This is a genomic window from Paenibacillus chitinolyticus (genome assembly GCF_045038035.1).
Classification (GTDB): Bacteria; Bacillota; Bacilli; order Paenibacillales; family NBRC-103111; genus Paenibacillus_F; species Paenibacillus_F chitinolyticus_A.
Genome location: NZ_CP173427.1, coordinates 5,536,608 through 5,560,008 on the forward strand (window position 1 = coordinate 5,536,608; position 23,401 = coordinate 5,560,008).

The following is a 23,401-nucleotide window of genomic DNA, read 5'->3' on the forward strand; positions in this document are numbered from 1 at the left end:
AAAGACACCATGATGGTGTCTTTTTTAGGAGTCATGGGAGCTAGGGGAGTATTGCAATCCTCATTCAATCTGCTCACGCAGTACCCCTCCGCCAACAACCCGTTGATTGCAATCCCGTGCTCCTTCGCTACCGCTCCGTCCGCGCGGACTAAAGATCAGGGTGTTGAAATTCCTCTGCCATTTCCTCAGAATCGCCCACTGCTGGAAGCTCTCTGTGAACGGAGGCTTGCCGATAGACTCAAGTTCTTTCAAAACCTTGTCGTTCCCTCGCCGTTTCGCCTCTTTCTTAATCCATTCAAGAGAAAGCTTATCGTTCACCGTCCAGCTTACAATCTGAGAGAAAGCCAGTGTAAGAGTAAAACTTATCCTGGGATCTGGCTGCTAGATTAACCCTACCACCTGATCAGATCTTCTCTTTGTATAATTTCTTGTGCTGTGGCAGTACAGGGAATTCCATAACTGTTTCTAGACCTCTGTGGTCCGCGCCACTTACAAGATTAAGGCGACCATGATGTGCCTGCGCAATCCTTGCCACCATCGGAAGCCCCAGACCGTGACCTTGTTGGACAGACCTTCTTCTCCTTGATGAATAAGGCAATTCGGTAATCTCCGCCAATTGCTCCTGCGGGATTCCCCGTCCATTATCCCTTACGATAAAGCGGTATTGGGAACGATCCTTGGATAGAGAGGTTTCCAGTATGATTTCGCAACCCTGCGGGTTATGACGCATACTGTTTTGGACAAGATTACTGATTGCCCGAAGCAGCAATTTCTCGTCTCCATTGATCTGAACCGCTTCATCGGTCAGTTTCAATTCAATGACATACCGGCCATCCAATCCGTTATTTAAAAATTCCGTGGCAACCTGTCTCGCCAGAACAGTAAGCCGGATATTCTTTAGATGTACAGGTTGCATTTCATATTCGAGCATGGAGACCAGATTCAAATCACTTACAAGTGAGCGCAGCTTCTCGCCTTGGCGACGGATGATGCTGGCCTGATGCCTCTGCTCCTCCGGCAAGTCCGAATTATCTTCCATTTCACTTGCATAGCCGAGAACCATCGAAAGCGGAGTTCGGATATCATGAGAAATTCCAGCAATCCAGTTGGAGCGTGCTTCATCTCGTGCCTTCAACGCGGCAGTCTTCTTCTGAAGTATAGCGGATGCGGAGTTAATGCTCCGGGCTAAATCACCGAATATATTTTTGGAGTCCAACTGGACCGCTTCCTCCCTGGCAATGTTGTGGACTCCAGCCACAAGAGGACGTATCCCTCTCATAAGACGCGTTCCAATCACGACAGAGATCAGCAGGGCAACTGCTACATTAAGGAGCAACAGCATCACAAGCCGCAGGGGCAAAGAACTTATCCAGTCAGAAAGAAAATCAAATTGATATTTCCAGTGGCTTTTCTTAGGATACCCTACCACAACTAGGCCATCCTCATGCTCCCAAATATAGACCGGATATTCCATGAGATAATAACGTGAAAACAAGGCTACCTCGACTAGATTATAGGTTCGCGGAACATCATTAGGCAAATGGTAGTCCCATTGTACTTGGCCATCTTCACCGAGTAGCATGGCCCAGACTTGATTGTGTTGCAGAAGTCCGGCGACGTGCTCGTCCAGATTATAACTTTCGTCCTGTCTGCTCAAGCCTTGAGCCACTTGCTTAAGCACGCCTTCCGGAGACGGACGCTGGTTAATCTCCTTGAATACCAGCGTGCCTAGTACTACGAAGTTAAAAATAACTAGAAATATCGAGACGAAGATGGTTGTCGCGACAAACCCGCGTAATAGACGAATAATCCCCCCCATCAACGTATCTCCTTCACCAGCAGCTTATATCCCAGTCCCCTGACCGTTAGAAGGTGGATCGGGTTGGAGGGATCCGGCTCGATTTTTTCACGTATTCGCCTGATATGGACCATTAATGTATTTTCGTAGCCATAGCTGTCATCTCCCCAGACGGCCTGGCATAAGGCATCGCTTGTGACGATTCGGCCCTGGTTCTCGTACAACTTCACAAGAATGGCATGCTCCTTTGCCGTCAATGGCAGCTCTTTCTGATTCCTGTGAACTACAGCACTATCCAGATCAATGGTATGTTCCCCTAATTGGAAGGCAGATAGACGCTCTGCCATGGGGGAGGAGTAGACTCGCTTTAAAATGGCCATCAGCCGTAGTACCAACTCACGCGGCAGGAACGGCTTCACAATGTAGTCATCTGCCCCCAAACCCAATCCGAGTAACCGGTCTTCATCCTCGCCCCGGGCGGATAGAAATAGAATCGGCGTGTCCAAGAACTGTTTAATAGAAGAGAGAAGTGAGAATCCGTCACCATCAGGCAGCATGACATCGAGAATCGCGATATCCGGCTTGCCCGTACGGCAGATCGATAGAGCTGAAGTGCAGTCGGCGGCTGTGTAAATACGGAAAAAACCCTCTTTTCTTAAAAAGCTTTCAATCATTATTCTGATTTCAGGTTCATCATCCACAATTAATATTTTTTTGTTTTTTAAATTGTCCATATCGCATCACCTGACTTTTATTATACATGAACTAGAGAATTACCTGTGTTCCCCAGTTCTATTTAAGGTTGATGTAAGGTTCTCTTTAGACTGGAGAAAGATGGATTCATTACCATTGAAACAGAGGAGAAATACCTAAAAAAACTTGAATGGAGCTGAATTTTCATATGAGTGTTTCGACTATTGTGCAAACGCAAAACCTGTCCAAAACGTATGAGGCTGTTAACCGTGTAAATAAAGTTGATCTTCATGTTCAGGAAGGAGAAATCTACGGGTTTCTGGGTCCAAACGGTGCGGGGAAAACGACCACGCTAAAAATGTTGCTCGGACTCATCAAACCTTCTGAAGGGACAATCAAAATTTTCGGGGAAAGCCTGAGCAAACATCGCCCTGCCATTCTGCAACGTACCGGATCGCTGATAGAGTCTCCCTCCTACTATGGACATCTAACGGGGCTTGAGAATATGAAGGTTATGCAGCGCCTGCGTAACGTGCCAGATAAAAATGTAGATGAGGCGCTTCGTATCGTACGATTGGAAAATCAGAAAAACAAAAAAGCTGAACAATATTCGCTAGGAATGAAGCAGCGGCTGGGGATCGCAATGGCCCTGCTCGCCTTCCCCAAGCTGCTGATCCTTGATGAGCCGACGAACGGTCTAGATCCCGCAGGCATTGGTGAAATCCGGGAGCTCATCAAATCATTACCTGCACGTTATGGAATAACTATATTGCTCTCCAGCCACCTGCTCTCGGAGATCGAACAAATCGCTACCTCGGTTGGCATTATCAGTGAAGGGAATCTGCTGTTCCAGGGAAGTATGGCAAGCCTGCAGCAAAAAAGCAGAACCTCCATCTTTCTAACAACCGGAGACAATACTAGAGCAGAGAAGCTACTTCTCACTCAAGCCTACAGTCCGGGCCAAATCGGCAGCCGGCTTAAGTTCGACAATATTGAGGACACGGCGGTGGCGGAAATGAACAGACTGCTTGTTGAACATCATATTCCAGTCACCCGAATCGAGGAGCAGAAGAAAAGTCTGGAGGATATTTTTCTGGAGCTGACGGGGAAGGAGCGGAGCTTGTGATTAAAACATTAGGATTGGAATACTTCAAAATCCGCCGCAAAAAAATATGGACTATGATTATATTATTTCTTGTCGTGGAGATGTTGTGGGCCTTCATGTCCATCAGTCGGTCTATTGCCGGTAATCCGGATCTAGCCGTCTGGGAATCTGTCTTTTTTAGTATATCCTCCATGAATGGACTTTTTATGCCGATTATTTCGGCCATTGTCGTCTCCCGGATCTGTGATATGGAGCATAAAGGAGCGACCTGGAAAATGCTTGTTGCTACCAATGTGGGCCGCGGCCATCTCTACGCAGTGAAGTATATTTGCGCGAATAGTCTTCTCCTGTATGGCATCCTTGCCCAGGCCGTACTTATGATCGTGTTCGGTTTGATAAAGGATTTTCCCGGCGCTCCCCCTATCGAATTGTTGATCCGGTTCATTGGCGGTAGCCTGCTGACGACTCTCGCGGTTACGGCTCTTCAGCAATGGATTTCTATGGCCATCAAAAATCAAGCCTTTGCGCTGTGCCTGGGCATGCTGGGCGGTTTCATCGGAATGACCGCCGGTCTGTTCCCGGATGCTGTCAGACGGATTTTTATCTGGTCTTATTATTTGGATCTCAGCCCGGTTACTTATCTATACGCTGAGCCTTCGGGCAGCTATATGGCGCAGCTTGTAAGCCCTGGAATCGTAGTGGCTGCGCTGATTATGACCATCTTGTTCTATATCGCCGGAAGCATCCATGTCACCCGGCAGGAAATTTGAGGAGGGAATCTGATGAAACGAAGTATTTCTGCTGAATTGCTCAAATTGCGGCATTCCCGGATAGGTTTTGTACTCGCTGTACTTCCTATCATAAGCCTGCTGATTGGATGTGCAAATTATTATGCTAACCAGGGTGTCCTGCAAAACGGCTGGTACAGTTTGTGGACCCAGGTCAGCCTTTTTTACGGTGAGTTTTTCCTGCCTATCCTGATTGCCATCTGCTGTTCCTATGTATGCAGACTGGAGCATCAGAATCGAAATTGGAATATGGTTTTGTCTTCTCCTGTATCGGTCGCTAGTGTGTATTTTGCCAAATTGATTGTCGTTAGCATTTTAATCTTGCTCGCACAAGCGCTATTCATGGGACTTTATTGGCTTGCAGGCACCCTGTTCTCCTTACCCGGTCCTTTCCCTCTAGAGACTGTAGGCTGGACGTTACGCGGATGGTATGCTTGTATATCCATTGGCGCTTTGCAATTGGGGCTGTCGCTGCGGATCCGCAGCTTCGCTACGCCTATCGGCATTAGTCTGTGCGCAGTTTTTATCGGTCTGGGCATGTATATTGTTAAAGTGGGTATATTTTTCCCGTTCTCGCTACTCACCATTGGCATGAGCGTGCTGAGCCAAGATAAGTTGACTATCGTACAAAACATTCTGTTTTGGGTGATGAATATGGCTTTCATACTTATTTTTGCGTCGATGTCTATTCGACGGTTAAAGAACAAAGATATTGTCACATCCTGATTGCTCTTAGGAGGAACTTTTGATGAAAAAAATATGGCTAGTGTTGGGGCTTATTATCGTTATTGTAGCATGCTTGTGGATGTTCTTCTTCACCCCGGAGAAGCTGACACCTGGAAATCCTGCAGGAAAAACCGTCTATTATTCGATGATTATCGGCCCCGGCGTACATGATGGTAATGGACGTTACGACTATGAGTTGACCGCCTATAATGGGAAGGAAAGGAAAAGAAGCTTGGTTTTTCGGCTGGGAAACAATTGAGAGAAGGAGCTTATGTCCAGCTGTATAACACGCTGATTCGAGGCGTCACGCACTGGCAAGAGGTTTCCATCGAGGATCTTCCGGAGGCGGTGCAACAGCAATATCAAAAATAAACTTTTCGAACTTTGGCCGACAGTTCACTGTAACTATCGTGGAAAAGCAAAATCCACAACCTCTTGCGGTTGTGGATTTACATGGTGGAGGCGAGGGGAGTCGAACCCCTGTCCGAAGATAACGACACATAAGCTTCTACGGGTGTAGTCACGGGTTTGATGTCACCCAAGCAAGCGCCCCGTAACCGGCTCTCGCTAAGGTCAGCCTGATTGTCTTCTTCAGCACACCCCAGGCGGAGATGTGACAGCGTATCCCACTAAAGGTTAGCCCCTACATCCGGCACATGGGCGATACAGGAGAGGAGCACGCTCACAGGTTATTAAGCTGCGAAAGCGTAGTTTTGTTGTTGTTTGCCGTTTAATAGGCTTTAGCGTTGATGAAGCGGACGCGTCCCCACTACCCGCTACCCATGCTCGAACTACCCCCGTCGAATCCAAAAACGCCCCCGTAATAGAAAAGGAACTCGGATGCAACGGCTCATCGAGCCGGATGCTGTGTTCTTCTTACTCTTTTATTATACCACATTTCCCGTCAAAAGCAGGTGCTGATCCATGGAAGTCCAGGTTCAGTTTCCCACCCGCTCCGCAAGGAGCAGTTAATAAACATAATCCGTTACCTGGCGACCTTCTGCTTCTCACGCAGAGCCCGCTGAATATCGCGCTGAGCATCGCGTTTAGCGGCCGTATCGCGCTTGTCGTACTGTTTCTTACCTTTACCGAGTCCGACCAGCAGCTTCGCATAGCCGTTGCGGATATAAATCTTAAGCGGGACCAGTGTATAGCCTTCCTGTTTGGAAGCGCCGATCAGCTTGTTGATTTCCGCTTTCTTCAAGAGCAGCTTTCTCGCTCTCGTCGGATCGGTCGGATTGTTCCGGTTTCCTTGTTCAAAAGGACTGATGTGCATGTTGTGCACGAATGCTTCGGCATTGCGAATGGTTGCGAACGAATCCGAAAGATTCGCCCGGCCGTTCCGCAGGGATTTGATTTCCGTACCCGTCAGCACAAGCCCGCACTCGTAAGTGTCTTCAATAAAATAGTCATGCGAAGCTTTCTTATTCTGTGCCAGCACCTTGCCGTCCGCTTTCTTGGTCACGGTCATCCCTCCAGTCGTCCATGCTATTAATACCCCATCCGAGCCTTTTTGAAAAGGCGGAGTGTTCTTTATTGTAGCAATTTCCCTGCCAAAAATCAAGAAACGCCCAAGCCATGGCATGTCCGATAAAAAGACGTGCGCACGGTTAGGCCGTTTCCTTGATTCCCATTTATTTATTTGCCGTTGTAAGTATTTAACGGACCAAATTTTTAGGCATCTCAAGCTCTGTTTATGCAAAAGGTAAATCTCACCGGCGGCGTACGACCCGCCCATTGGTTGTAGGCTATACCGTACCGCCCGGCGTGTGGATTTCGCCTAGATTCCGCGTGCATCCTGCGTCGCCCTAAGCCCACTGCAAATCACAGCGGGCTTAAGACCAGCTGCGCCGCGATGCGCAAGCTCCTACGCGCCGCTCCTCGCGCCTGCTACCGGCGCGGACGTCCCCGCCGGCCGCCCGGCTCGGACGGATCGCGCCCGTCCGGCGTGTGCCGGTCGCCGCGGACCGTCTTCGTCAGCGCGTTCACGGACGACGCCCAGTTGCCGGAGTACGTCGACTCCGTCCGCGCGCCGCCGCTCTCGCGGCCCGATCCCTCGCCCGCATCGCGTCCCCGCCGTCCGCGGCCGCCTTGGCCGCCGCCTTCGCCGGACTCGCCGCGCAGCGATACGCCGCGGGCCGGAGCGGCACCTTTACGGCGTTTGCCGCCGCCCTCGGTGCTTGCAGCCGGCGTTACAGCCGCTTCGCCTTCGCCGCCCTTGCGCTTCCGGCGCCGGCCGCCGCCATCCTCGCCGGATTCGGTCACGAGTCCGTTCTCGCGGCCTGTATCGGGCGCTGCAGCCGGATTGCCTCCCTTGCGGCGCTTACGTCCTCCGCCGGCTCCCGGAGCCTCCTGCGACAAGCTGCCGCCCTCAGACGGCGTGCCGCCCGTTGCCGCTGCCGGCGTGATTCCAAGCGGCGCTTCACCCGATGCGCCTTTCTTCTTCCGTCTGCGGCGCTTGGTTCCGCCGCCCTCGGGTGCTCCTGCCGCATCGGCGGCACCGGCTGTTCCACCCGGCGAACCGGGCTTCACGATGACATCCCGCACCCGGCCGCGGTCTTTACCGCGTCCGCCTTTGACAGGACGTCCGCCCGCAACGCGCTTCTTCTGGCCGCCGCGGCCGCCGGACTTGCTGCGGTCAAGCATGCTGAACTTATTGGACCGAGGCTTCATATCCACCATTTCGAAGTCGATGGTTTTCTCGTCCATATTGACCCGGCCTACACGGACTTTAACTTCGTCGCCGATCCGGTATATTTTCGAAGTGCGTTCTCCGATAAGGGCATGCTGCATTTCGTGATAGTGATAGTAATCGTCCGTCATATCGCTCAGGCGGATCAGGCCCTCGACCGTGTTCTCCAGCTCCACAAAGATACCGAAGCTCGTCACGCTCGAAATAATGCCCTCGAATTCCTCGCCGACTTTATCCAGCATGAACTCCGCCTTCTTCAGCGCATCGGTTTCACGCTCGGCATCAACGGCCACACGCTCCCGCTGGGAGGACTGCTCGGCAATATCGTCCATCCGTCCGCGCAAATATTCGCTGCGCTTATCGGTTAAAGCGCCATTGTTCTCCAGCACTTCCCGGATCACACGGTGTATGATCAAATCAGGATAACGCCGAATCGGAGACGTAAAGTGGGAATAGAACTCAGCCGCCAGACCGAAATGCCCGATGCTGTTGGAATCGTAACGGGCCTGCTTCATGGAACGGAGCATCACCGTGCTGATGACGGTCTCTTCCTTCGTCCCTTTGATCTCTTCAAGAAGAGACTGGAGCGCGCGCGGGTGCACGCTATTGCCGCGTCCGCGTACCACGTAACCGAAATTCGTAATGAATTCCATGAAATGCGCCAGCTTCTCCGCATCCGGGTCTTCGTGAATCCGGTACAGGAACGGCACCTTCAACCAATGGAAATGTTCGGCAACCGTTTCGTTGGCCGCCAGCATAAACTCTTCGATGATCATTTCCGCGATGGAACGCTCACGCTTGACGATATCGACCGGGGTTCCGTCCTTGTCGACAATGATTTTCGATTCCTGGAAATCGAAATCGATCGCTCCGCGCTGAATACGCCGGTTGCGCAGCTTCATGGCGAGCTCTTCCATCAGCTTGAAATCGTCCACCAGGTAGCCGTAACGCTCCAGAAGGTCCGCATCGGGCTCTTCCTCAGTCAGCAGCTTACGGACGTTGTTATAGGTCATTCTTTCGCTTGTTTTGATGACGCTCGTAAAAATGTCGTGTCTCACCACGTTAAGCTCGGCATCGAACTCCATCTCGCAGGACATAGTCAGGCGGTCTACCTGCGGGTTGAGCGAGCAGATTCCATTGGACAACCGGTGCGGCAGCATCGGTATGACGCGGTCCACCAGATAAACCGAACAGCCGCGGTTGTATGCTTCGCGGTCCAGTGCGGAATTTTCCGTCACATAGTAGCTTACGTCCGCAATGTGGACGCCCAGCAGGTAGTTGCCGTTCAGCAGCCGTTCCACGTTTACGGCATCATCGAGATCCTTTGCATCCTCGCCGTCGATGGTCACGATGCGTTTACCGCGCAGATCCCGCCGCTTCTGGCTGATAATTTCCTCTTCCGTAATGGAATCCGGCACACTTTCCGCTTCCGCGATCACTTCTTCGCTGAACGCTTCCGGAAGCTGGAACTTGCGAATGATAGATAAAATGTCCACACCGGGGTCATCCTTGTGGCCGAGAATTTCGATCACTTCGCCCTGGGCAGCCGCACGGCCCTCGGGATATTGGACAATGTTAACGACGACCTTTTGTCCGTCTGCCGCACCGAGGAAAGCGTTTTTCGGAATAAAAATATCCCGCTGCACACGCTTGTCATCCGGCACGACGAATCCGTAGCTTTCGTGATTCTGGAACGTTCCCACGATTCTCGTATTGGCACGTGTGACGACGCGGTCCACTTCCCCCTCGAGCTTGCCTCCGGCGGCGCCTTTGCTCGTAACGCGGACGAGAATAATGTCATTATTCATCGCCGTATTCATGTCATTGGCATGAATGTACACGTCGGGGTGATCCCGGTCGTCCGGAATCAAGAATCCGAAACCTTTGGGATGGGCCTGCAGCCGGCCGCGGATGAGATTCATCCGTTCCGGCACTCCGTAACGGTCGTTGCGCGTGCGCAGTACGTGTCCGGATTGCTCCAAGTCGTTAAGCAGCTTGACGAAATCTTTGAATCCCGAAGCGCTCTCAATGCCGAAATGCTTTTCAAGCTCCTGGTACGTCATCGGCTTGTACGCATTCTCGTGCATAAAATTTAATATATCCTGCTCTGTCACCATAGTTGTCACCTTCTTATTAGGTTGAGCTTCTCCGTATTCATACCCGATAACCATTTCTTTGAACAGGCTTAGCCGCTGCTGCAAATCGCATCCTTCGCCCGTTGCGGGAATATCAAGGAGATTTCCAGGTGCCTGTTCTTCCGCTTTTCCCCCTGCCTGCGGGGCATCTCGGTCCGGCGGATGTATGATTGTGTGCGAGTGTCCCTATCGGCCTGTACAGCCGCGGGTAACGGGAGTGCCTTCGTTGGGTCTTCTTGCAGCTTTCCGGTCGTTGATTCGTTTAAGCTTCTGCCTTATCATTCCTCACGGTTCCCGGCGAGACCCACAATTAACCGGTTGACAAGCAGGTGCAAGTTACTAACCAGTATATCCTGAAAAGACAAAAACATAAACCAATCAATTCTTTTCACCGCTGCATCCCTCGATGCATCCACAATCGGCAAAACTCCATGAAAAAACAGCAGGAGTAGCATCCCCCTGCTGTTTGCGATTTATGTGTACCGTCTGTTCAGTTGTTATGACTTCACTACGTAGGCCACTATGACCGTCAATACAATAAAAATAGCCGCCAAAACCACGGTAATCCGGGCCAGAACCAGGTCCATGCCTCTAGCTTTCGTTTTGCCAAACAGATGCTCGGCACCGCCGCTGATCGCACCGGAAAGTCCCGCACTTTTACCCTTTTGTAGTAATACCGTTACAATTAAGCCCAGCGAGGCGATAACCAACAAAACTTTTAACAGGATAACCAATTCGACACCTCATTAGCATGTTCTTATTTTTAGAATGTGCATAAAAATTCTATCATAAAAGGCCTTTTTCTGCAAGATTCTGGTTGGACAACCTCACTTATTTTCCCCGCTTTATAAAAGAAAACCCGCCGACGGAACACATCTTCCATCCAGCGGGTCGTTGATTTCATAAATAACGGAAGCTAACGTTCCCCCGGTCCCATCGGGTAGGCTCTTTCGGACCTTCGTGCTTTCCTTCGCCTGTTTGCGTCGCCGCCCAGAAAATACTGAATGGCCGCTTTGGCGCACCAGAGAGAGAAAATCAGGAAAACAACGCCCCAGATCAGAGCAGGTACCGGCGTAATGGAAGCCAGATTCGTTGCGTCTCCCGCTTTGTCCGGGTTACCTGCTGCCAGCAGGGCTAGCGTCAGCGGCCCATAGACCGACTCCTCCAGACAAAGGAAGGCGACGAGCAGATAATAGGCGTTGCGGATAAACCCGCTCGTAAAAGCGAGCACAATGATGTTCAGCGCGATGAAGCCGATCAGCCAGCCCACACCGAATTCATTGCGTACGAACAGCACCAGAGACAGCACGGCGATCACCGTCGTTACCTGGAGTCCCAATCTCTGCTTTCCCCGGGCATAAGCCCAGAAAAGAAAAACCGCAAACAAGGACGCCGTCACATAACCTGCGATCGAAATCGGCAGGAGTTTCCACGAGCCGCTGACCGACGAGTAAGTAACCCCGCTGTGATCGGCATTGAGCACGATAGCCATGACTTTTCCCGACAGGATCATCGTCACGGCTGCGTGCCCGAACTCATGGACCATGGTGTCCAGGTTGCGGAAATAGGCCGAGAAGGGGATGAACTGAGTTAACAAGGCCGAACCGATTAACAACAAAATCGTTTTTACCCAAGCACTCATATTCATGACCCTCCCCGACGTTTAAAAGGCTAAATCATTAACTTTGCGAAAGGTTTTCTTACTTGAATTTTTTCAAGTTGTAGAAAGCTTCTTTGCCGGCGTATTGAGCGATGCCTTCCAGTTGGTCTTCGATGCGAAGCAGCTGGTTGTATTTCGCCACACGGTCCGTACGGGACGGTGCGCCTGTTTTGATTTGGCCTGCGTTGGTTGCCACGGAGATGTCGGCAATCGTGCTGTCTTCGCTCTCGCCGGAACGGTGGGAAATAACAGCCGTGTAGCCTGCGCGTTTCGCCATTTCGATCGCGTCGAATGTTTCGGTCAGCGTACCGATTTGGTTTACTTTGATTAGGATGGAGTTACCGATGTTCTCGTTGATGCCTTTGGACAGACGCTCGGTGTTCGTTACGAACAGGTCGTCGCCGACGAGTTGTACTTTGCCGCCCAGCTTCTCGGTCAGCAGCTTCCAACCTTCCCAATCGTCTTCGGAACAACCGTCTTCGATGGTCAGGATCGGGTATTTGTCTACCCAGGAAGCGAGCAGGTCGACGAATTCAGCCGGCGTAAAGGATTTGCCTTCGCCTTCGAGCTCGTATTTGCCGTTCTTGAAGAACTCGGTGGAAGCTACGTCCATACCCAGGAATACGTCTACGCCCGGCTTGTAGCCAGCACGCTCGATAGCGGTGATGATCGTTTGGATCGCTTCTTCGTTGGAGCTCAGGTTCGGTGCAAAACCGCCTTCGTCGCCGACAGCCGTGTTCAGGCCTTTATCTTTCAGTACGGATTTAAGGTTATGGAAAATCTCTGCGCCCATGCGGAGAGCTTCTTTGAATGTAGGGGCGCCTACCGGAAGTACCATGAATTCTTGAACGTCAACGTTGTTGTCGGCATGCTCGCCGCCGTTGATGATGTTCATCATCGGAACCGGAAGAGTTTTAGCGTTGAATCCGCCCAGGTATACGTACAGAGGCAGTTCCATTGCTTCAGCGGCAGCGCGGGCAACAGCCATGGATACCGCGAGGATCGCGTTGGCGCCAAGCTTGCCTTTGTTGTGCGTGCCGTCCAGCTCGATCATTTTCTTGTCGATGGATACTTGATCCAAGGAGTTCAGACCGATAATTTCAGGCGCGATGATCGAATTGACGTTGTCAACGGCTTTCAGTACACCTTTACCCAGGTAACGGCTTTTGTCTCCGTCGCGGAGCTCGACAGCTTCGTGAGCGCCTGTGGAGGCACCGGAAGGTACGATTGCACGGCCTACAACGCCGGATTCCAGATATACTTCAACTTCAACAGTCGGATTGCCGCGGGAGTCAAGTACTTCGCGAGCATAAACGTCGGAAATGATAGTCATTGTGTGTGAACACTCCTTAACAAGGTTATGTGTATGAAAAACTTCGGGAACTCATTCCCATAAAGGGCAGCGGCGCACCTTACCGATCAAAATAAGATGCTGTATTCCAAGGAATGGTTCCCGAAAACTTGCTGTCTTAATCAAGAAACGAGCGGGTTACTATTTCTTCTCTTCAATGATCGACAGTCCTGTCATTTCCGGTGGCTGCGGCAGCTTCAGCAGATGCAGCAGTGTCGGGGCGATGTCGGCCAGAACGCCGCCTTCGCGCAGAGTGACGTCGTTCGATGTAACGATGAACGGCACCGGATTTGTCGTATGAGCCGTGAACGGACGTTCGGCATCGTCCAGGACGAGGTCCGCGTTGCCGTGGTCGGCTGTAATGCAGACAACTCCGCCCTTCGCGAGAATGGCTTCGACGACTTGGCCCAGGCACTCGTCCGTGGCTTCAACGGCTTTGATGGTCGGCTCCAGCATGCCGGAGTGGCCTACCATATCCGGGTTGGCGAAATTCAGAATGATAACGTCCTGCTTGTCCTCATTGACTTCCTTCACCGCTGCCGCGGCAACTTCGTACGCGCTCATTTCCGGCTTCAAGTCGTAAGTCGCGACTTTCGGGGACGGAATGAGGATACGGGTTTCGCCCGGCAGCTCCACGTCACGGCCGCCGCTGAAGAAGAAGGTAACGTGCGGGTACTTCTCGGTCTCGGCGATACGAAGCTGTCTCTTGTTATTCTGAGCCAGAACCTCGCCAAGCGTGTTATCGAGATCTTTCGGTTTATACGCGACGTATCCTTCGACCGTTTCACTGAACAGCGTCAGGCAGACGTAGTACAGATCTTTCGGGAAAAGCTCGCCGCGGTCAAAACCGCGGAAATCTTTATTCGTAAATACCTGCGACAATTGAATCGCACGGTCCGGACGGAAGTTGAAGAAAATAACCGCATCGCCGGATTCAACGAGTCCCACCGGCTTGTCGTTCTCATCCGTGATGACAGTCGGCATCACAAATTCATCGAATACGGACTTCTCGTACGATTCGGTAATCGCTTTGACAGGGTCGGTGTAGTGCGGGCCGTCCCCGTACACCATGGCACGGTAAGATTTCTCGGTCCGCTCCCAGCGCTTGTCCCGGTCCATCGCATAGTAGCGGCCTTGAACGGTCGCCACTTTGCCGACGCCGACTTCGGCGATTTTGGCCTGGAGCTGCTCCATGTAGTTCTTCGCCGAATCGGGCGCGACATCGCGTCCGTCCAGGAAAGCATGGATGTAAACATCTTGCAGATCCTCTTTCTTCGCCAGCTCAAGCAGCGCGAACAAGTGCGCGATGTGGCTGTGTACGCCCCCGTCGGAAAGCAGCCCGTACAGATGCAGCTTCTTGTTGTTCTGCTTCGCATGACGTACGGCGCCGATCAACGTGTTGTTGTCGAAAAACTCACCGTCCCGGATCGACTTGGAAATACGAGTCAGGTCCTGGTAAACCACACGGCCGGCACCGATGTTGAGGTGCCCCACTTCAGAATTACCCATTTGGCCTTCCGGCAAACCTACGGCTTCGCCGCAGGCAGTCAGCGTCGTATGAGGGAACTGGTTCCAATAGCGGTCGTAGTTCGGTTTCTTGGCTTGAGCCACGGCATTGCCGTGAACCTCGCCCCGAAGTCCGAAGCCGTCCAGAATAATCAGCGCTACCGGTTTAGTCGCCATCTTACTTCGCCCCCTCAACGAGTTGGATATAAGAAGCCGGCTCCAGGCTGGCGCCGCCGACGAGAGCTCCGTCGATATCCGGCTGAGCCATGTACTCGGCGATATTGCCCGGTTTTACGCTGCCGCCGTATTGGATGCGGACCGCATCGGCTACGGAGGAATCGTACAGGGAAGCGATCAGCTGGCGGATGTAAGCAATAACTTCGTTGGCGTCTTCAGCCGTGGAGGATTTGCCTGTACCGATAGCCCAGATCGGCTCGTAAGCCACGATGACTTGTTTCGCCTGATCGGCGCTGAGGCCTTTGAAAGCCGCTTCCGTCTGTACGCGGCAGACTTCTTTCGTTTGTCCCGCTTCGCGCTCTTCGAGCTTCTCGCCCACGCAGACGATCGGCGTCAGACCGTAGTTGAAAGAAGCGAGGACCTTTTTGTTAACCGTTTCGTCGGTTTCGTTAAAATAAGCTCTGCGCTCGGAGTGACCGATAATCACATACGTTACGCCCAGATCTTTAAGCATAGCGCCGGAAATTTCCCCGGTGTATGCGCCGTTTTCTTCCCAGTGAAAGTTCTGTGCGCCGATTCCGATCGACGTGCCTTTCACAGCTTCGACAAGCGCGGGCAGATTGGTGTAGGGAGCGCAGATTACGCTCTCCACCCCTGCCACTTCCGCCTTGCCTTTTATATCATTCACGAAGCTTGCCGCTTCGGAAACGGTTTTGAACATTTTCCAGTTACCTGCAATAACGGGTTTTCTCATGATCTTCAAAACTCCTCTCTGTATCTCTTACTTGTCGTTAAGAGCGACTACGCCAGGCAGAACTTTGCCTTCCATGAACTCCAGGGAAGCTCCGCCGCCTGTGGAGATGTGGTCCATCTTGTCGGCGAGGTGGAACTTCTCGGCTGCCGCCGCGGAATCGCCGCCGCCGATGACGGTGTAAGCGGATGTGTCGGCGCAAGCTTGAGCCACCGCACGCGTACCGTGGGAGAACGGCTCGATTTCGAACACGCCCATAGGTCCGTTCCAGACGACAAGCTTGGAGTTCTTGATGACGTCGGCGTAAAGTTCACGCGTTTTCGGACCGATGTCGATGCCTTCCCAATCGGCAGGAATGGAATCGATGTTGACGATGTTCGTGTTGGCATTAGCACTAAAGTCATCGGAGATGACGATATCTACCGGCAGAAGGAAGTTCTTGCCGAGCTTCTTCGCCTTTTCGATAAAGCCGAGAGCCAGATCGAGCTTCTCGTTGTCTACGAGAGATTGCCCGATTTCGTGGCCTTGCGCTTTAAAGAAGGTATAGGAAAGGCCGCCGCCGATGAGGATGTTGTCGGCGATTTCGAGCATTTTATTGATAACGTCGATTTTGTCTTTAACTTTGGAACCGCCGACAATCGCGGTGAATGGGCGCTCCGGATTGTTGAGCGCTTTGCCCAGCACGTCCAGCTCTTTCTCCATCAAGAGCCCGGAAACCGCCGGAAGCTGATGAGCGATGCCTTCCGTGGAAGCATGCGCACGGTGAGCCGCTCCGAAAGCATCGTTCACGTATAGGTCGGCCAGCGCCGCGAATTGTTTCGCAAGCTCCGGATCGTTCTTCTCTTCGCCCGGGTAGAAACGGACGTTCTCGAGAAGCAGCACGTCGCCGTCTTTCAGCTCGTTTACTTTCGCTTGAACCGCTTCGCCGACAGCTTCGTCCGCTTTCGCTACCGGCTTGCCGAGAAGCTCGGACAGGCGGGCTGCTACCGTAGTCAGACGAAGGTCTTCGTTGACTTGGCCTTTCGGGCGGCCCAGATGGCTGGCAAGGATAACTTTAGCGCCTTTGTCGATCAGGAACTTGATCGTCGGCAGCGTTTCACGAATACGTGTATCGTCCGTAATTTGGCCGTTTTCGAGCGGCACGTTGAAATCGACGCGTACAAACACGCGTTTACCGTTAACTTCTACATCGCGAACACTTTTCTTGTTCATGAAATATCCTCCTCAGAGCTTTCTGTAAGAAAGCTGGCGTCGTAAGCATTAGCTGAGCTTCCAATAAAGCTGTCGTTGTAAACTTAGGCCGAGCCTTTCCCTTGCACGGGAAGGACGGCAAGCGTATAACGGTCCCGGACTCTCCGCATGGACCAACCGGGACCGCATACGGGCACGCCGGCCAAAACCGGCGATCGAAACGGAAAAGCTTTCGTTCAGGAAAACCTTCTTCGCAAGACCTTTGGGGCCAGGCTTTCCTGAGGAAAGCTTCGTACATTCCGGGGACTTATGTAAAATTCATGCCCCGATAAGCAATGGGAAGAGGAGAATTTCTTCTCCTCTTCTTGCATGCTTATTTAGGATTACAGACCTTTATTAGCGATGAAAGCGGCCAGGTCAACGACACGGTTGGAGTAACCCCACTCGTTGTCGTACCAGGAAACGACTTTCACCATGTTGTCGCCCACTACCATAGTCGACAGAGCGTCGATTGTGGAGGAAGCAGGGTCACCGTTGTAGTCGCTCGATACAAGCGGCTCGTCGGAGTAGTTCAAGATGCCTTTAAGCGGGCCGTTGGCAGCTTCTTTAAGAGCATTGTTCACATCGTCAACGGTTACGTTAGCGTTCAGCTCGACAACCAGATCCGTTACGGAAACGTTTGGAGTCGGAACGCGCATAGCCATACCGTTCAGTTTGCCTTTAAGCTGCGGCAGAACCAGGGAAACGGCTTTAGCTGCACCCGTAGTGGAAGGAATGATGTTCTCGGCTGCCGCACGAGCGCGGCGAAGATCCTTATGAGGCAGGTCAAGCACTTGCTGGTCGTTCGTATAGGAGTGAACAGTCGTCATCATGCCTTTTACGATACCGAACTTCTCATCCAATACTTTCGCGAAAGGAGCGAGGCAGTTAGTCGTACAAGAAGCGTTAGAGATGACGGTATGAGCGGAAGGATCGTATTTCTCTTCGTTAACGCCCATAACAACTGTGATATCTTCGTTCGTAGCCGGTGCGGAAATGATAACTTTCTTCGCTCCGCCTTTCAAGTGAGACTCGGCTTTCGCTTTGTCTGTGAAGATACCAGTGGATTCAACGACGATTTCAACGCCGTACTCAGCCCAAGGAAGGTTTCCAGGGTCACGCTCTGCAAATACCTTGATGGATTTGCCGTTTACTTTCAGTTCGCCTTCGCCGGCTTCAACCGTTGCGTTAAGTCTGCCGTGAGTCGTGTCATACTTGAGCAGGTGCGCAAGCGTGCTTACGTCCGTCAGATCGTTGATTGCTACGATTTCCACTTCAGCGTTGTTCAGAGCGGCGCGGAATACGTTACGTCCGATACGACCGAAACCGTTAATACCCACTTTAACCATTGTAATTCCTCCCAGTAGAAAGTTTATATTTCAAGACGTGCCTGTGGCCCGTCAAGATAACGTGTGGTTCAACATCTCCACGGCTGCAGCCTCGTCCGTCACCAGGATGTCCTCCTGGCCGTATTTTAAAACCGAAGCTACAGCCGCACCCTTGCTTTTGCCGCCGGCTACGCCGATCACGACTTCGCAGTGCTGGATATCTTCCAGCCGGAGTCCTACGGTCGGCATCTTATGGACAACCTTGCCCTCGGGGTTAAAATAGTAGCCGAACGCTTCGGCGAGCGCCCCTTCGCCTCGCAGGCTGTCTATCGTCTCGGAGTCTACCTTGCGCCTCTGCGCCATGACGATAGCATCTCCAATGCCGTGAATGACGATGCGGCTGCTGCGGACTACGTCCATCATTTCCTGGATGTTCGGTTCCTGGATCAAAGACTGATAGGCCTCCTCGCGGAGATGATCCGGAACATGCAGCAGGCGGTACTGTCCGCCGGTCTTCTTCGCCATCTTGGAGGCGATCATGTTCGCCTGCAGCTCCACGCTTTCGCCGAGCCCTCCGCGGGCCGGGACAAACAGGCTGCCCTTGAGGGCGCTCGTTGTGGACAGGTGCTCCGCCACTTCGGCCATTGTGGAGCCGCCGGTAACCGCGATCACGTCATGCTTCGTGACGTGCTTGCGCAGCATCAGTGCGGCCGCCCGGCCCAGCTCCTTCTTCGCAAACAGCGAAGAATCCGAATCACCGGGAACGACTACGACCTGCTCCAGGCGGAAGTGGTCGCGGATCCGCTTCTCCAGTTCGTTAAGCCCGAGCATCTCCTTGATAAGCGGCTGAAGCTTCTCCAGCAGTTCCCTGCCCGATTCGCTGATGCGCATGCCCGATGTTTCCGTTTCAATCAGGCCTTGGCCCTTCAGAAACTCCACTTCGCTGCGCAAAACCCGCTCCGTCATATCGAGAGCGCCGGCCAGGGTTCTGCGTCCCACGCTTCCCAGCAGAAAAATATGCTGCAGAACGGTGTAACGCTTGTTCAGAACCTCCAGCAAGTCCGGCAGGAGCTGTTTCTGGACGTCGAGAATATCTCTCATGCCATACACTCCTATTGATCGTGTTGGGACTCAATACGTCCCGCGAGTGCATTTTAAGTCCCACCTGGATCAAAAAAAACTTGCCTTGCACAACCCCATTATACCCCAGTTCCTATAAAAGAATCAATGTGTGCAAAGTTTGATTTTTGTAAATGGGCGTCGAAAAAAAATCTGAGCCATAGGACTTGCTTTTTTCAGACCCCTATCATATAATAACCATTGCTGTTACTTAATGAAACATGCGCCCGTGGTCCAATGGATATGACGTAGGCCTCCGGAGCCTGAGATCGAGGTTCGATTCCTCGCGGGCGCGTATAAGGTTGCACAAGAGAAAGCTCCCGTCTTCGGACCGGAGCTTTTTTCTTTTCCCCTCAAGGTTGAGCCGCTTATTCCGCCGAGCCCATAAACATCTTCTGAATACCGGCATACCGGGCGCGAAGCCAGCCCAAAACCGCTTCTTTGTTTCTTTTTACAACCAGGAACCCCGTCAAAGCGATAGCGGCAGCAATAATCGCAATCGTTGAGTATTGGGAAATCACATGCAGCAGCTGCTGGATTTTCGTGCCGAACAAAAAACCTACCATCACGTACGTGAATACCCACAGAACGCCGCTCAGTCCGTTAAAAATCAGAAAAGTTTTCAGGCGGATTTTCAAAATTCCCGACACATACCCCGTAAAATGCCTCAGTCCCGGCACAAAGTAACTGACCAGAATAATTTTGTCCCCGTATTTGTCAAACCATTTCTTAATTTTAAGAAGCCTATCCGGATTGAGAAGCACATACCTGCCGTACTTCTCAAAAAAAGGCGTCCCCAACTTCCGTCCAAGCACATAAGTAAAGATGGTTCCCGCAAAAGCTCCCGCAAATGAAACACCCATAACGCCAGCCATATTAAACGTGTTCACGTGCACCATATGTCCCGAAATCATCATAGCCAGTTCCCCGGGAAAAGGCAGGGCCACCGATTCTGCGAAGAGGCCCAGGAAGAGCACCAGATACCCGTATTGTGCGAAAAGATCACTAATCCACTCCATAGTCCGCTCCTTATTCCACTTAATTTCCTGTCTTTGTTAGCCAGTATACCTTTTAAGGAGGAGTTTCATAATGGCCCCCGGTTTAGTTTGGAAACTGGACTTTGGTCGTGGCTGGAACCAGACCCCTGTAAATTTATGGGTTAATCCTACGGATTTTTCGAGCAGCTTATTATACGTGAACCTTGCGGGAGCATAAAATGTTTCACCAAATCCGCTTGAGGGGAAAGAACGAGAGAGGTTTTTCCAAATAAGTTTGACCTTTCTTGACCTTTTGACGTTTTTTCGTTATCATATTTGTAGATACTGAAAATTAACGCAGTTATAGCGGCGTATTATCGAAGGAGGTAACATTAATGAGTTTTATTCCAATGGTTGTCGAGCCTGATGCAAGAGGAGAACGCGCTTACGATATTTACTCCCGTCTTCTTAAAGACCGTATTATTTTTCTGGGTACCCCGGTGAATGATCAGGTCGCCAACGCGATTATCGCCCAACTGCTGTTCCTAGATGCGCAGGACCCCGACAAGGATATTCATTTGTACATTAACAGCCCCGGCGGTTCCATCACAGCTGGAATGGCGATTTACGACACCATGCAGTTTATCAAATCCGACGTTTCCACGATCTGCGTAGGGATGGCGGCTTCCATGGGCGCTTTCCTGCTTGCGGCGGGCGCCAAAGGCAAGCGTTACGCCTTGCCAAACTCCGAAGTCATGATTCACCAGCCGCTCGGCGGCGCGGAAGGTCAGGCGACGGACATCGAGATTCGCGCGAGACGCATTCTCAAAATGCGCGAGAACCTGAACAAAATTCTCGCGGAGCGTACAGGCCAGCCGCTGGAGCGTATCGACAAAGATACCGACCGCGACTACTTCATGAGCGCGGCTGAAGCCAGCGCCTACGGTCTTATCGATAAAGTGATCGAGAAGACGACCGAAGGCGGCAAAGAAGCTTAATCAGCCCAAAGAAAAACCCCGGATCATCGACTCTCGTCGGTAATCCGGGGTTTCTTTTTTTAATGCGGGCGAAATTAGAACAAATTAGTCCAGGTCCGCAAGCGGATAGAAAATCAGATCGATCGGGAAAGCCGAACCGGCCGGAGGCGTAAACTCGATATCGAGCGACTTCTCCGTCCCTGTGGTGCGGTGGAGAATTTGCATGCCGTCAAAAGCGGTAATCACACCGGAATACGGAATTGACTGGATTTCTCCGTTGATCTTGATCGGCCCTTTGAAAACACCGCCGCGGGCAAGCAGCATAATCGCCATTTTGCGCGGTTTGTCCGCGTGAATTTTGTAGACAACGCCGTAGTTGCCCCCATTCTTCACGTTTTCCTTACGCATCACGTCGTAACCGTCCACGAAAGGATCGGTTTTTCCGTCCCCAATAACCAGCTTGGAAGCTTTCGTGAAGGAAGAAGCATCAATATTCCAGTTCACCTCGGAAACATCGAATGAGCCCCTTACGTGCCCTGTAAAGCCGAGCAGCTTGCTTTCGGACAGCGTCGTGTTCGTCAGCTCGTCAGCCGCCAGGAAGGAGAACTGAACTTCTCCTGAAGTTTCAAGATCATAGAACAGATTCACGCCTTGGCCCGGATAGAAATCCGGAAGCTGGCGGTACACGAGCGTATCATGCGGCGGAATGGTCAGTTTCTCGTTATATGTATTGCCCAGCAGGAAGTCTACGGAAGCCTCGCTGCCGATCAGGTTCGCATATACGGAAGGCCATACCTCGCCTTTGTTGGTCGTTTTGACCGTAACCGGCTTATCCGTCGTATTCGTTGCCATAATGGCGAACGTCACTTTGTTCTTCGTTCCGTTGATGTGGTCCGCATACAGACGGCCTTTGCCGTTGATCATGTCCTGATACAGGATGCCCGGCTCCGTAAATTCTTCGGGGCTGTCGCTGACGAGCAGCTTGCGGCCCGGTACGTTGGTCGCCTCTTTAGGGAGCATCGGCAAGTTATAGAAGTGGGAAGTCAGCGTATCCCAGCTCAGTTTGTAGAAGCTGCCGATCTCGTTGTGATATACCGGATATTCGGCTTCCGACACAAGCGGTATATCTTCGACAATGACATTTTTGGTGAACACCTTGCTCACGTGTCCGTGCCTGTCGTAGACCTTAAGACTAACCGGGTAGGAGCCCGGCTTGAAGAATGCGTCTTGTTTGCCCGTCCAATCGTACTTGGCGATCCCTTCCGCATCCGGATCATAGCAGAGGTCAATGTACTTGACGGTCTCGCCGAGACGGTATTTCTCTTTGTGGGTCGTAAATTTGGCAACGGGATTCGAATTATTCGCTCCGTTGTCGTAAATGCCCTCCGGCTTCGGAACGTATACGATTTCCACTTTGCGCGATTCGTGGTAGTACGTATACTTGGCGCCCATATAATCGGCTACCCAGGTCAGCTTGACGAGCAGCTTGCCTTTTACGATGGCCGCAACCGAATCGAACGGCACTTCCTCGCCATTGATATAGGCTTTTTTCAGATCGCTGCTCAAGACGATATTATAGCCCGGAGGCTGCATTGTGATCGTTCTGGCCGCATTGTCCCACGTAACGGGGAATCCCAGACTGTCACCGATGAATTTAGCCGGAACGAACGTTTTGTCCTTGATGATGGTGGCCGGCGACTCCAGCTCCACCTGATCTTCATTGACGAACGCCTGCTTGTTATCCAGGTACAAAACAATTAACGACGATGAGGACGAGATTGCACGCGCCTGGATCGGCATCAGGAAAGCTGCGAACAGCACCAGCGCCATCAGAAGCGAAACCTCTTTCTTCCATTGAATCATGCTCCTACTCCTTTTCCTTCCTTTTTCTAAAAACGACATGACAAAAAAGCCTTCTCCCGAAAAATCGCCCAATCTTTAGACGTTTTTTGCTGGAAAAGGTTTCTGTTTGACAAAAAATAAAAAAGCTCCCTTGGCAGGAAGCCTTTGCTCTTACTGATTTTCAAGTTCTTCTTTGCTGACCAGCGTGACTAAAGCGTTTACAGCCTGTTCAGCGTCCGAACCTTCTGCACTTATGTAAATTTCGGTTCCCGTGCTGATCGCAAGGCTCATAATTCCCATAATGCTCTTGGCGTTTACTTTCTTCTCGTCCTTCTCCACAAAAATTTCAGACGAAAATTTATTCGCTTCCTGGACAAATAAAGCAGCGGGTCTGGCGTGAAGGCCGGTTTTCAATTTCACCACTACTGGGCGTCTCGACATGGATTGGATTCCCCCTACGTTCTTAATTTGCAGTCTATCATGCATCCCCGGCAATATCGCTCGGAGGTTCCCCTTACGTGTAACTTATGTCGGTTAAGCATCAGG

At 51.8% G+C, this 23,401-nt stretch carries 19 protein-coding genes, 1 tRNA gene, 1 other RNA gene and 1 pseudogene; 6 read left to right on the plus strand and 16 right to left on the minus strand.

Annotation, left to right across the window (positions count from 1 at the left end):
• Positions 1-403: 403 nt before the first annotated feature.
• Positions 404-1,819, minus strand: a complete 1,416-nt coding sequence (locus ACI48J_RS24960) for a HAMP domain-containing sensor histidine kinase (RefSeq protein ID WP_326052135.1) — start codon at positions 1,817-1,819, stop codon at positions 404-406.
• Positions 1,819-2,532, minus strand: coding sequence for a response regulator transcription factor (locus tag ACI48J_RS24965; protein WP_405080760.1), 714 nt, complete (start codon positions 2,530-2,532; stop codon positions 1,819-1,821). Before ACI48J_RS24965 ends, ACI48J_RS24960 begins: the two co-directional genes overlap by 1 nt.
• Positions 2,533-2,699: 167 nt before the next feature.
• Here ACI48J_RS24965 and ACI48J_RS24970 point away from each other — a divergent pair, with 167 nt between their 5' ends.
• The 4 genes and pseudogenes from ACI48J_RS24970 (at position 2,700) to ACI48J_RS24985 (ending at position 5,482) form a co-directional block, all read left to right on the plus strand.
• Positions 2,700-3,617, plus strand: coding sequence for an ATP-binding cassette domain-containing protein (locus ACI48J_RS24970; RefSeq protein ID WP_405080761.1), 918 nt, complete (start codon positions 2,700-2,702; stop codon positions 3,615-3,617).
• Positions 3,614-4,366 carry an ABC transporter permease gene (locus ACI48J_RS24975; RefSeq protein WP_326052138.1) on the plus strand — a complete coding sequence of 251 codons (753 nt, stop codon included), beginning with the start codon at positions 3,614-3,616 and terminating at the stop codon, positions 4,364-4,366. The genes ACI48J_RS24970 and ACI48J_RS24975 overlap by 4 nt, the downstream gene beginning before the upstream one ends.
• A gap of 12 nt (positions 4,367-4,378) precedes the next feature.
• Complete coding sequence (locus ACI48J_RS24980; protein WP_405080762.1) at positions 4,379-5,110, plus strand: ABC transporter permease; 732 nt, start codon at positions 4,379-4,381, stop codon at positions 5,108-5,110.
• 22 nt (positions 5,111-5,132) lie between these two features.
• Positions 5,133-5,482 (plus strand): annotated as a pseudogene (locus ACI48J_RS24985) (YxeA family protein).
• 82 nt (positions 5,483-5,564) lie between these two features.
• On the opposite strand, the gene ssrA reads toward ACI48J_RS24985, so the two are convergent.
• The 11 genes from ssrA to ACI48J_RS25040 all read right to left on the minus strand — a co-directional run bounded on the left by ssrA (position 5,565) and on the right by ACI48J_RS25040 (position 19,041).
• Positions 5,565-5,930, minus strand: a transfer-messenger RNA (tmRNA) gene (gene ssrA / locus ACI48J_RS24990).
• A gap of 165 nt (positions 5,931-6,095) precedes the next feature.
• Positions 6,096-6,575 carry an SsrA-binding protein SmpB gene (gene smpB / locus ACI48J_RS24995; protein ID WP_405080763.1) on the minus strand — a complete coding sequence of 160 codons (480 nt, stop codon included), beginning with the start codon at positions 6,573-6,575 and terminating at the stop codon, positions 6,096-6,098.
• A 425-nt stretch (positions 6,576-7,000) separates the two neighbouring features.
• Positions 7,001-9,919: a ribonuclease R gene (gene rnr / locus ACI48J_RS25000; protein ID WP_405080765.1), complete on the minus strand. Its 2,919-nt coding sequence runs from the start codon at positions 9,917-9,919 to the stop codon at positions 7,001-7,003.
• 515 nt (positions 9,920-10,434) lie between these two features.
• Entirely contained in the window at positions 10,435-10,671 is a 237-nt protein-coding gene (gene secG / locus ACI48J_RS25005; RefSeq protein ID WP_326050983.1) for a preprotein translocase subunit SecG, read from the minus strand.
• Positions 10,672-10,853: 182 nt separating this feature from the next.
• Positions 10,854-11,579 (minus strand): M50 family metallopeptidase, encoded by a 726-nt coding sequence (locus ACI48J_RS25010; RefSeq protein ID WP_405080766.1) that lies wholly within the window; start codon positions 11,577-11,579, stop codon positions 10,854-10,856.
• 58 nt (positions 11,580-11,637) lie between these two features.
• Positions 11,638-12,930: a phosphopyruvate hydratase gene (gene eno / locus ACI48J_RS25015; protein WP_009674533.1), complete on the minus strand. Its 1,293-nt coding sequence runs from the start codon at positions 12,928-12,930 to the stop codon at positions 11,638-11,640.
• Between the two features lie 159 nt (positions 12,931-13,089).
• Entirely contained in the window at positions 13,090-14,631 is a 1,542-nt protein-coding gene (gene gpmI, locus ACI48J_RS25020; protein ID WP_326050979.1) for a 2,3-bisphosphoglycerate-independent phosphoglycerate mutase, read from the minus strand.
• 1 nt (position 14,632) lies between these two features.
• Complete coding sequence (tpiA, locus tag ACI48J_RS25025) at positions 14,633-15,385, minus strand: triose-phosphate isomerase (RefSeq protein WP_326050977.1); 753 nt, start codon at positions 15,383-15,385, stop codon at positions 14,633-14,635.
• A gap of 27 nt (positions 15,386-15,412) precedes the next feature.
• On the minus strand, positions 15,413-16,594 hold the full coding sequence (locus tag ACI48J_RS25030) for a phosphoglycerate kinase (RefSeq protein WP_405080768.1): 1,182 nt from the start codon (positions 16,592-16,594) through the stop codon (positions 15,413-15,415).
• Positions 16,595-16,956: 362 nt separating this feature from the next.
• Positions 16,957-17,961: a type I glyceraldehyde-3-phosphate dehydrogenase gene (gene gap / locus ACI48J_RS25035; protein WP_326050973.1), complete on the minus strand. Its 1,005-nt coding sequence runs from the start codon at positions 17,959-17,961 to the stop codon at positions 16,957-16,959.
• A 51-nt stretch (positions 17,962-18,012) separates the two neighbouring features.
• Entirely contained in the window at positions 18,013-19,041 is a 1,029-nt protein-coding gene (locus tag ACI48J_RS25040; RefSeq protein ID WP_317954467.1) for a sugar-binding transcriptional regulator, read from the minus strand.
• Positions 19,042-19,282: 241 nt separating this feature from the next.
• Between ACI48J_RS25040 and ACI48J_RS25045 the strand changes: the two genes are divergently transcribed.
• Positions 19,283-19,354, plus strand: a tRNA-Arg gene (locus ACI48J_RS25045).
• Between the two features lie 73 nt (positions 19,355-19,427).
• Here ACI48J_RS25045 and ACI48J_RS25050 read toward each other — a convergent pair.
• Positions 19,428-20,078 (minus strand): DedA family protein, encoded by a 651-nt coding sequence (locus ACI48J_RS25050; RefSeq protein ID WP_405080770.1) that lies wholly within the window; start codon positions 20,076-20,078, stop codon positions 19,428-19,430.
• 353 nt (positions 20,079-20,431) lie between these two features.
• On the opposite strand from ACI48J_RS25050, the gene clpP reads away from it, so the two are divergent.
• The gene (clpP, locus tag ACI48J_RS25055; RefSeq protein ID WP_009676841.1) at positions 20,432-21,034 is read left to right on the plus strand and encodes an ATP-dependent Clp endopeptidase proteolytic subunit ClpP; all 603 of its coding nucleotides are present in this window, start codon (positions 20,432-20,434) and stop codon (positions 21,032-21,034) included.
• An 84-nt stretch (positions 21,035-21,118) separates the two neighbouring features.
• Here clpP and ACI48J_RS25060 read toward each other — a convergent pair whose 3' ends face one another.
• On the minus strand, positions 21,119-22,876 hold the full coding sequence (locus ACI48J_RS25060) for a copper amine oxidase N-terminal domain-containing protein (protein WP_326050969.1): 1,758 nt from the start codon (positions 22,874-22,876) through the stop codon (positions 21,119-21,121).
• Positions 22,877-23,026: 150 nt separating this feature from the next.
• Positions 23,027-23,296 (minus strand): HPr family phosphocarrier protein, encoded by a 270-nt coding sequence (locus ACI48J_RS25065; RefSeq protein WP_016423762.1) that lies wholly within the window; start codon positions 23,294-23,296, stop codon positions 23,027-23,029.
• Between the last annotated feature and the right edge of the window lie 105 nt (positions 23,297-23,401).

Bases quoted from the DNA above. Each gene is read 5' to 3' on its own strand.
- ACI48J_RS24960 (WP_326052135.1), bottom strand. From the start codon at position 1,819: ATGGGGGGGATTATTCGTCTATTACGCGGGTTTGTCGCGACAACCATC.
- ACI48J_RS24965 (WP_405080760.1), bottom strand. From the start codon at position 2,532: ATGGACAATTTAAAAAACAAAAAAATATTAATTGTGGATGATGAACCT.
- ACI48J_RS24970 (WP_405080761.1), top strand. From the start codon at position 2,700: ATGAGTGTTTCGACTATTGTGCAAACGCAAAACCTGTCCAAAACGTAT.
- ACI48J_RS24980 (WP_405080762.1), top strand. From the start codon at position 4,379: ATGAAACGAAGTATTTCTGCTGAATTGCTCAAATTGCGGCATTCCCGG.
- rnr (WP_405080765.1), bottom strand. From the start codon at position 9,919: ATGGTGACAGAGCAGGATATATTAAATTTTATGCACGAGAATGCGTAC.
- ACI48J_RS25010 (WP_405080766.1), bottom strand. From the start codon at position 11,579: ATGAGTGCTTGGGTAAAAACGATTTTGTTGTTAATCGGTTCGGCCTTG.
- eno (WP_009674533.1), bottom strand. From the start codon at position 12,930: ATGACTATCATTTCCGACGTTTATGCTCGCGAAGTACTTGACTCCCGC.
- gpmI (WP_326050979.1), bottom strand. From the start codon at position 14,631: ATGGCGACTAAACCGGTAGCGCTGATTATTCTGGACGGCTTCGGACTT.
- tpiA (WP_326050977.1), bottom strand. From the start codon at position 15,385: ATGAGAAAACCCGTTATTGCAGGTAACTGGAAAATGTTCAAAACCGTT.
- ACI48J_RS25030 (WP_405080768.1), bottom strand. From the start codon at position 16,594: ATGAACAAGAAAAGTGTTCGCGATGTAGAAGTTAACGGTAAACGCGTG.
- gap (WP_326050973.1), bottom strand. From the start codon at position 17,961: ATGGTTAAAGTGGGTATTAACGGTTTCGGTCGTATCGGACGTAACGTA.
- ACI48J_RS25040 (WP_317954467.1), bottom strand. From the start codon at position 19,041: ATGAGAGATATTCTCGACGTCCAGAAACAGCTCCTGCCGGACTTGCTG.
- ACI48J_RS25050 (WP_405080770.1), bottom strand. From the start codon at position 20,078: ATGGAGTGGATTAGTGATCTTTTCGCACAATACGGGTATCTGGTGCTC.
- clpP (WP_009676841.1), top strand. From the start codon at position 20,432: ATGAGTTTTATTCCAATGGTTGTCGAGCCTGATGCAAGAGGAGAACGC.
- ACI48J_RS25060 (WP_326050969.1), bottom strand. From the start codon at position 22,876: ATGATTCAATGGAAGAAAGAGGTTTCGCTTCTGATGGCGCTGGTGCTG.
- ACI48J_RS25065 (WP_016423762.1), bottom strand. From the start codon at position 23,296: ATGTCGAGACGCCCAGTAGTGGTGAAATTGAAAACCGGCCTTCACGCC.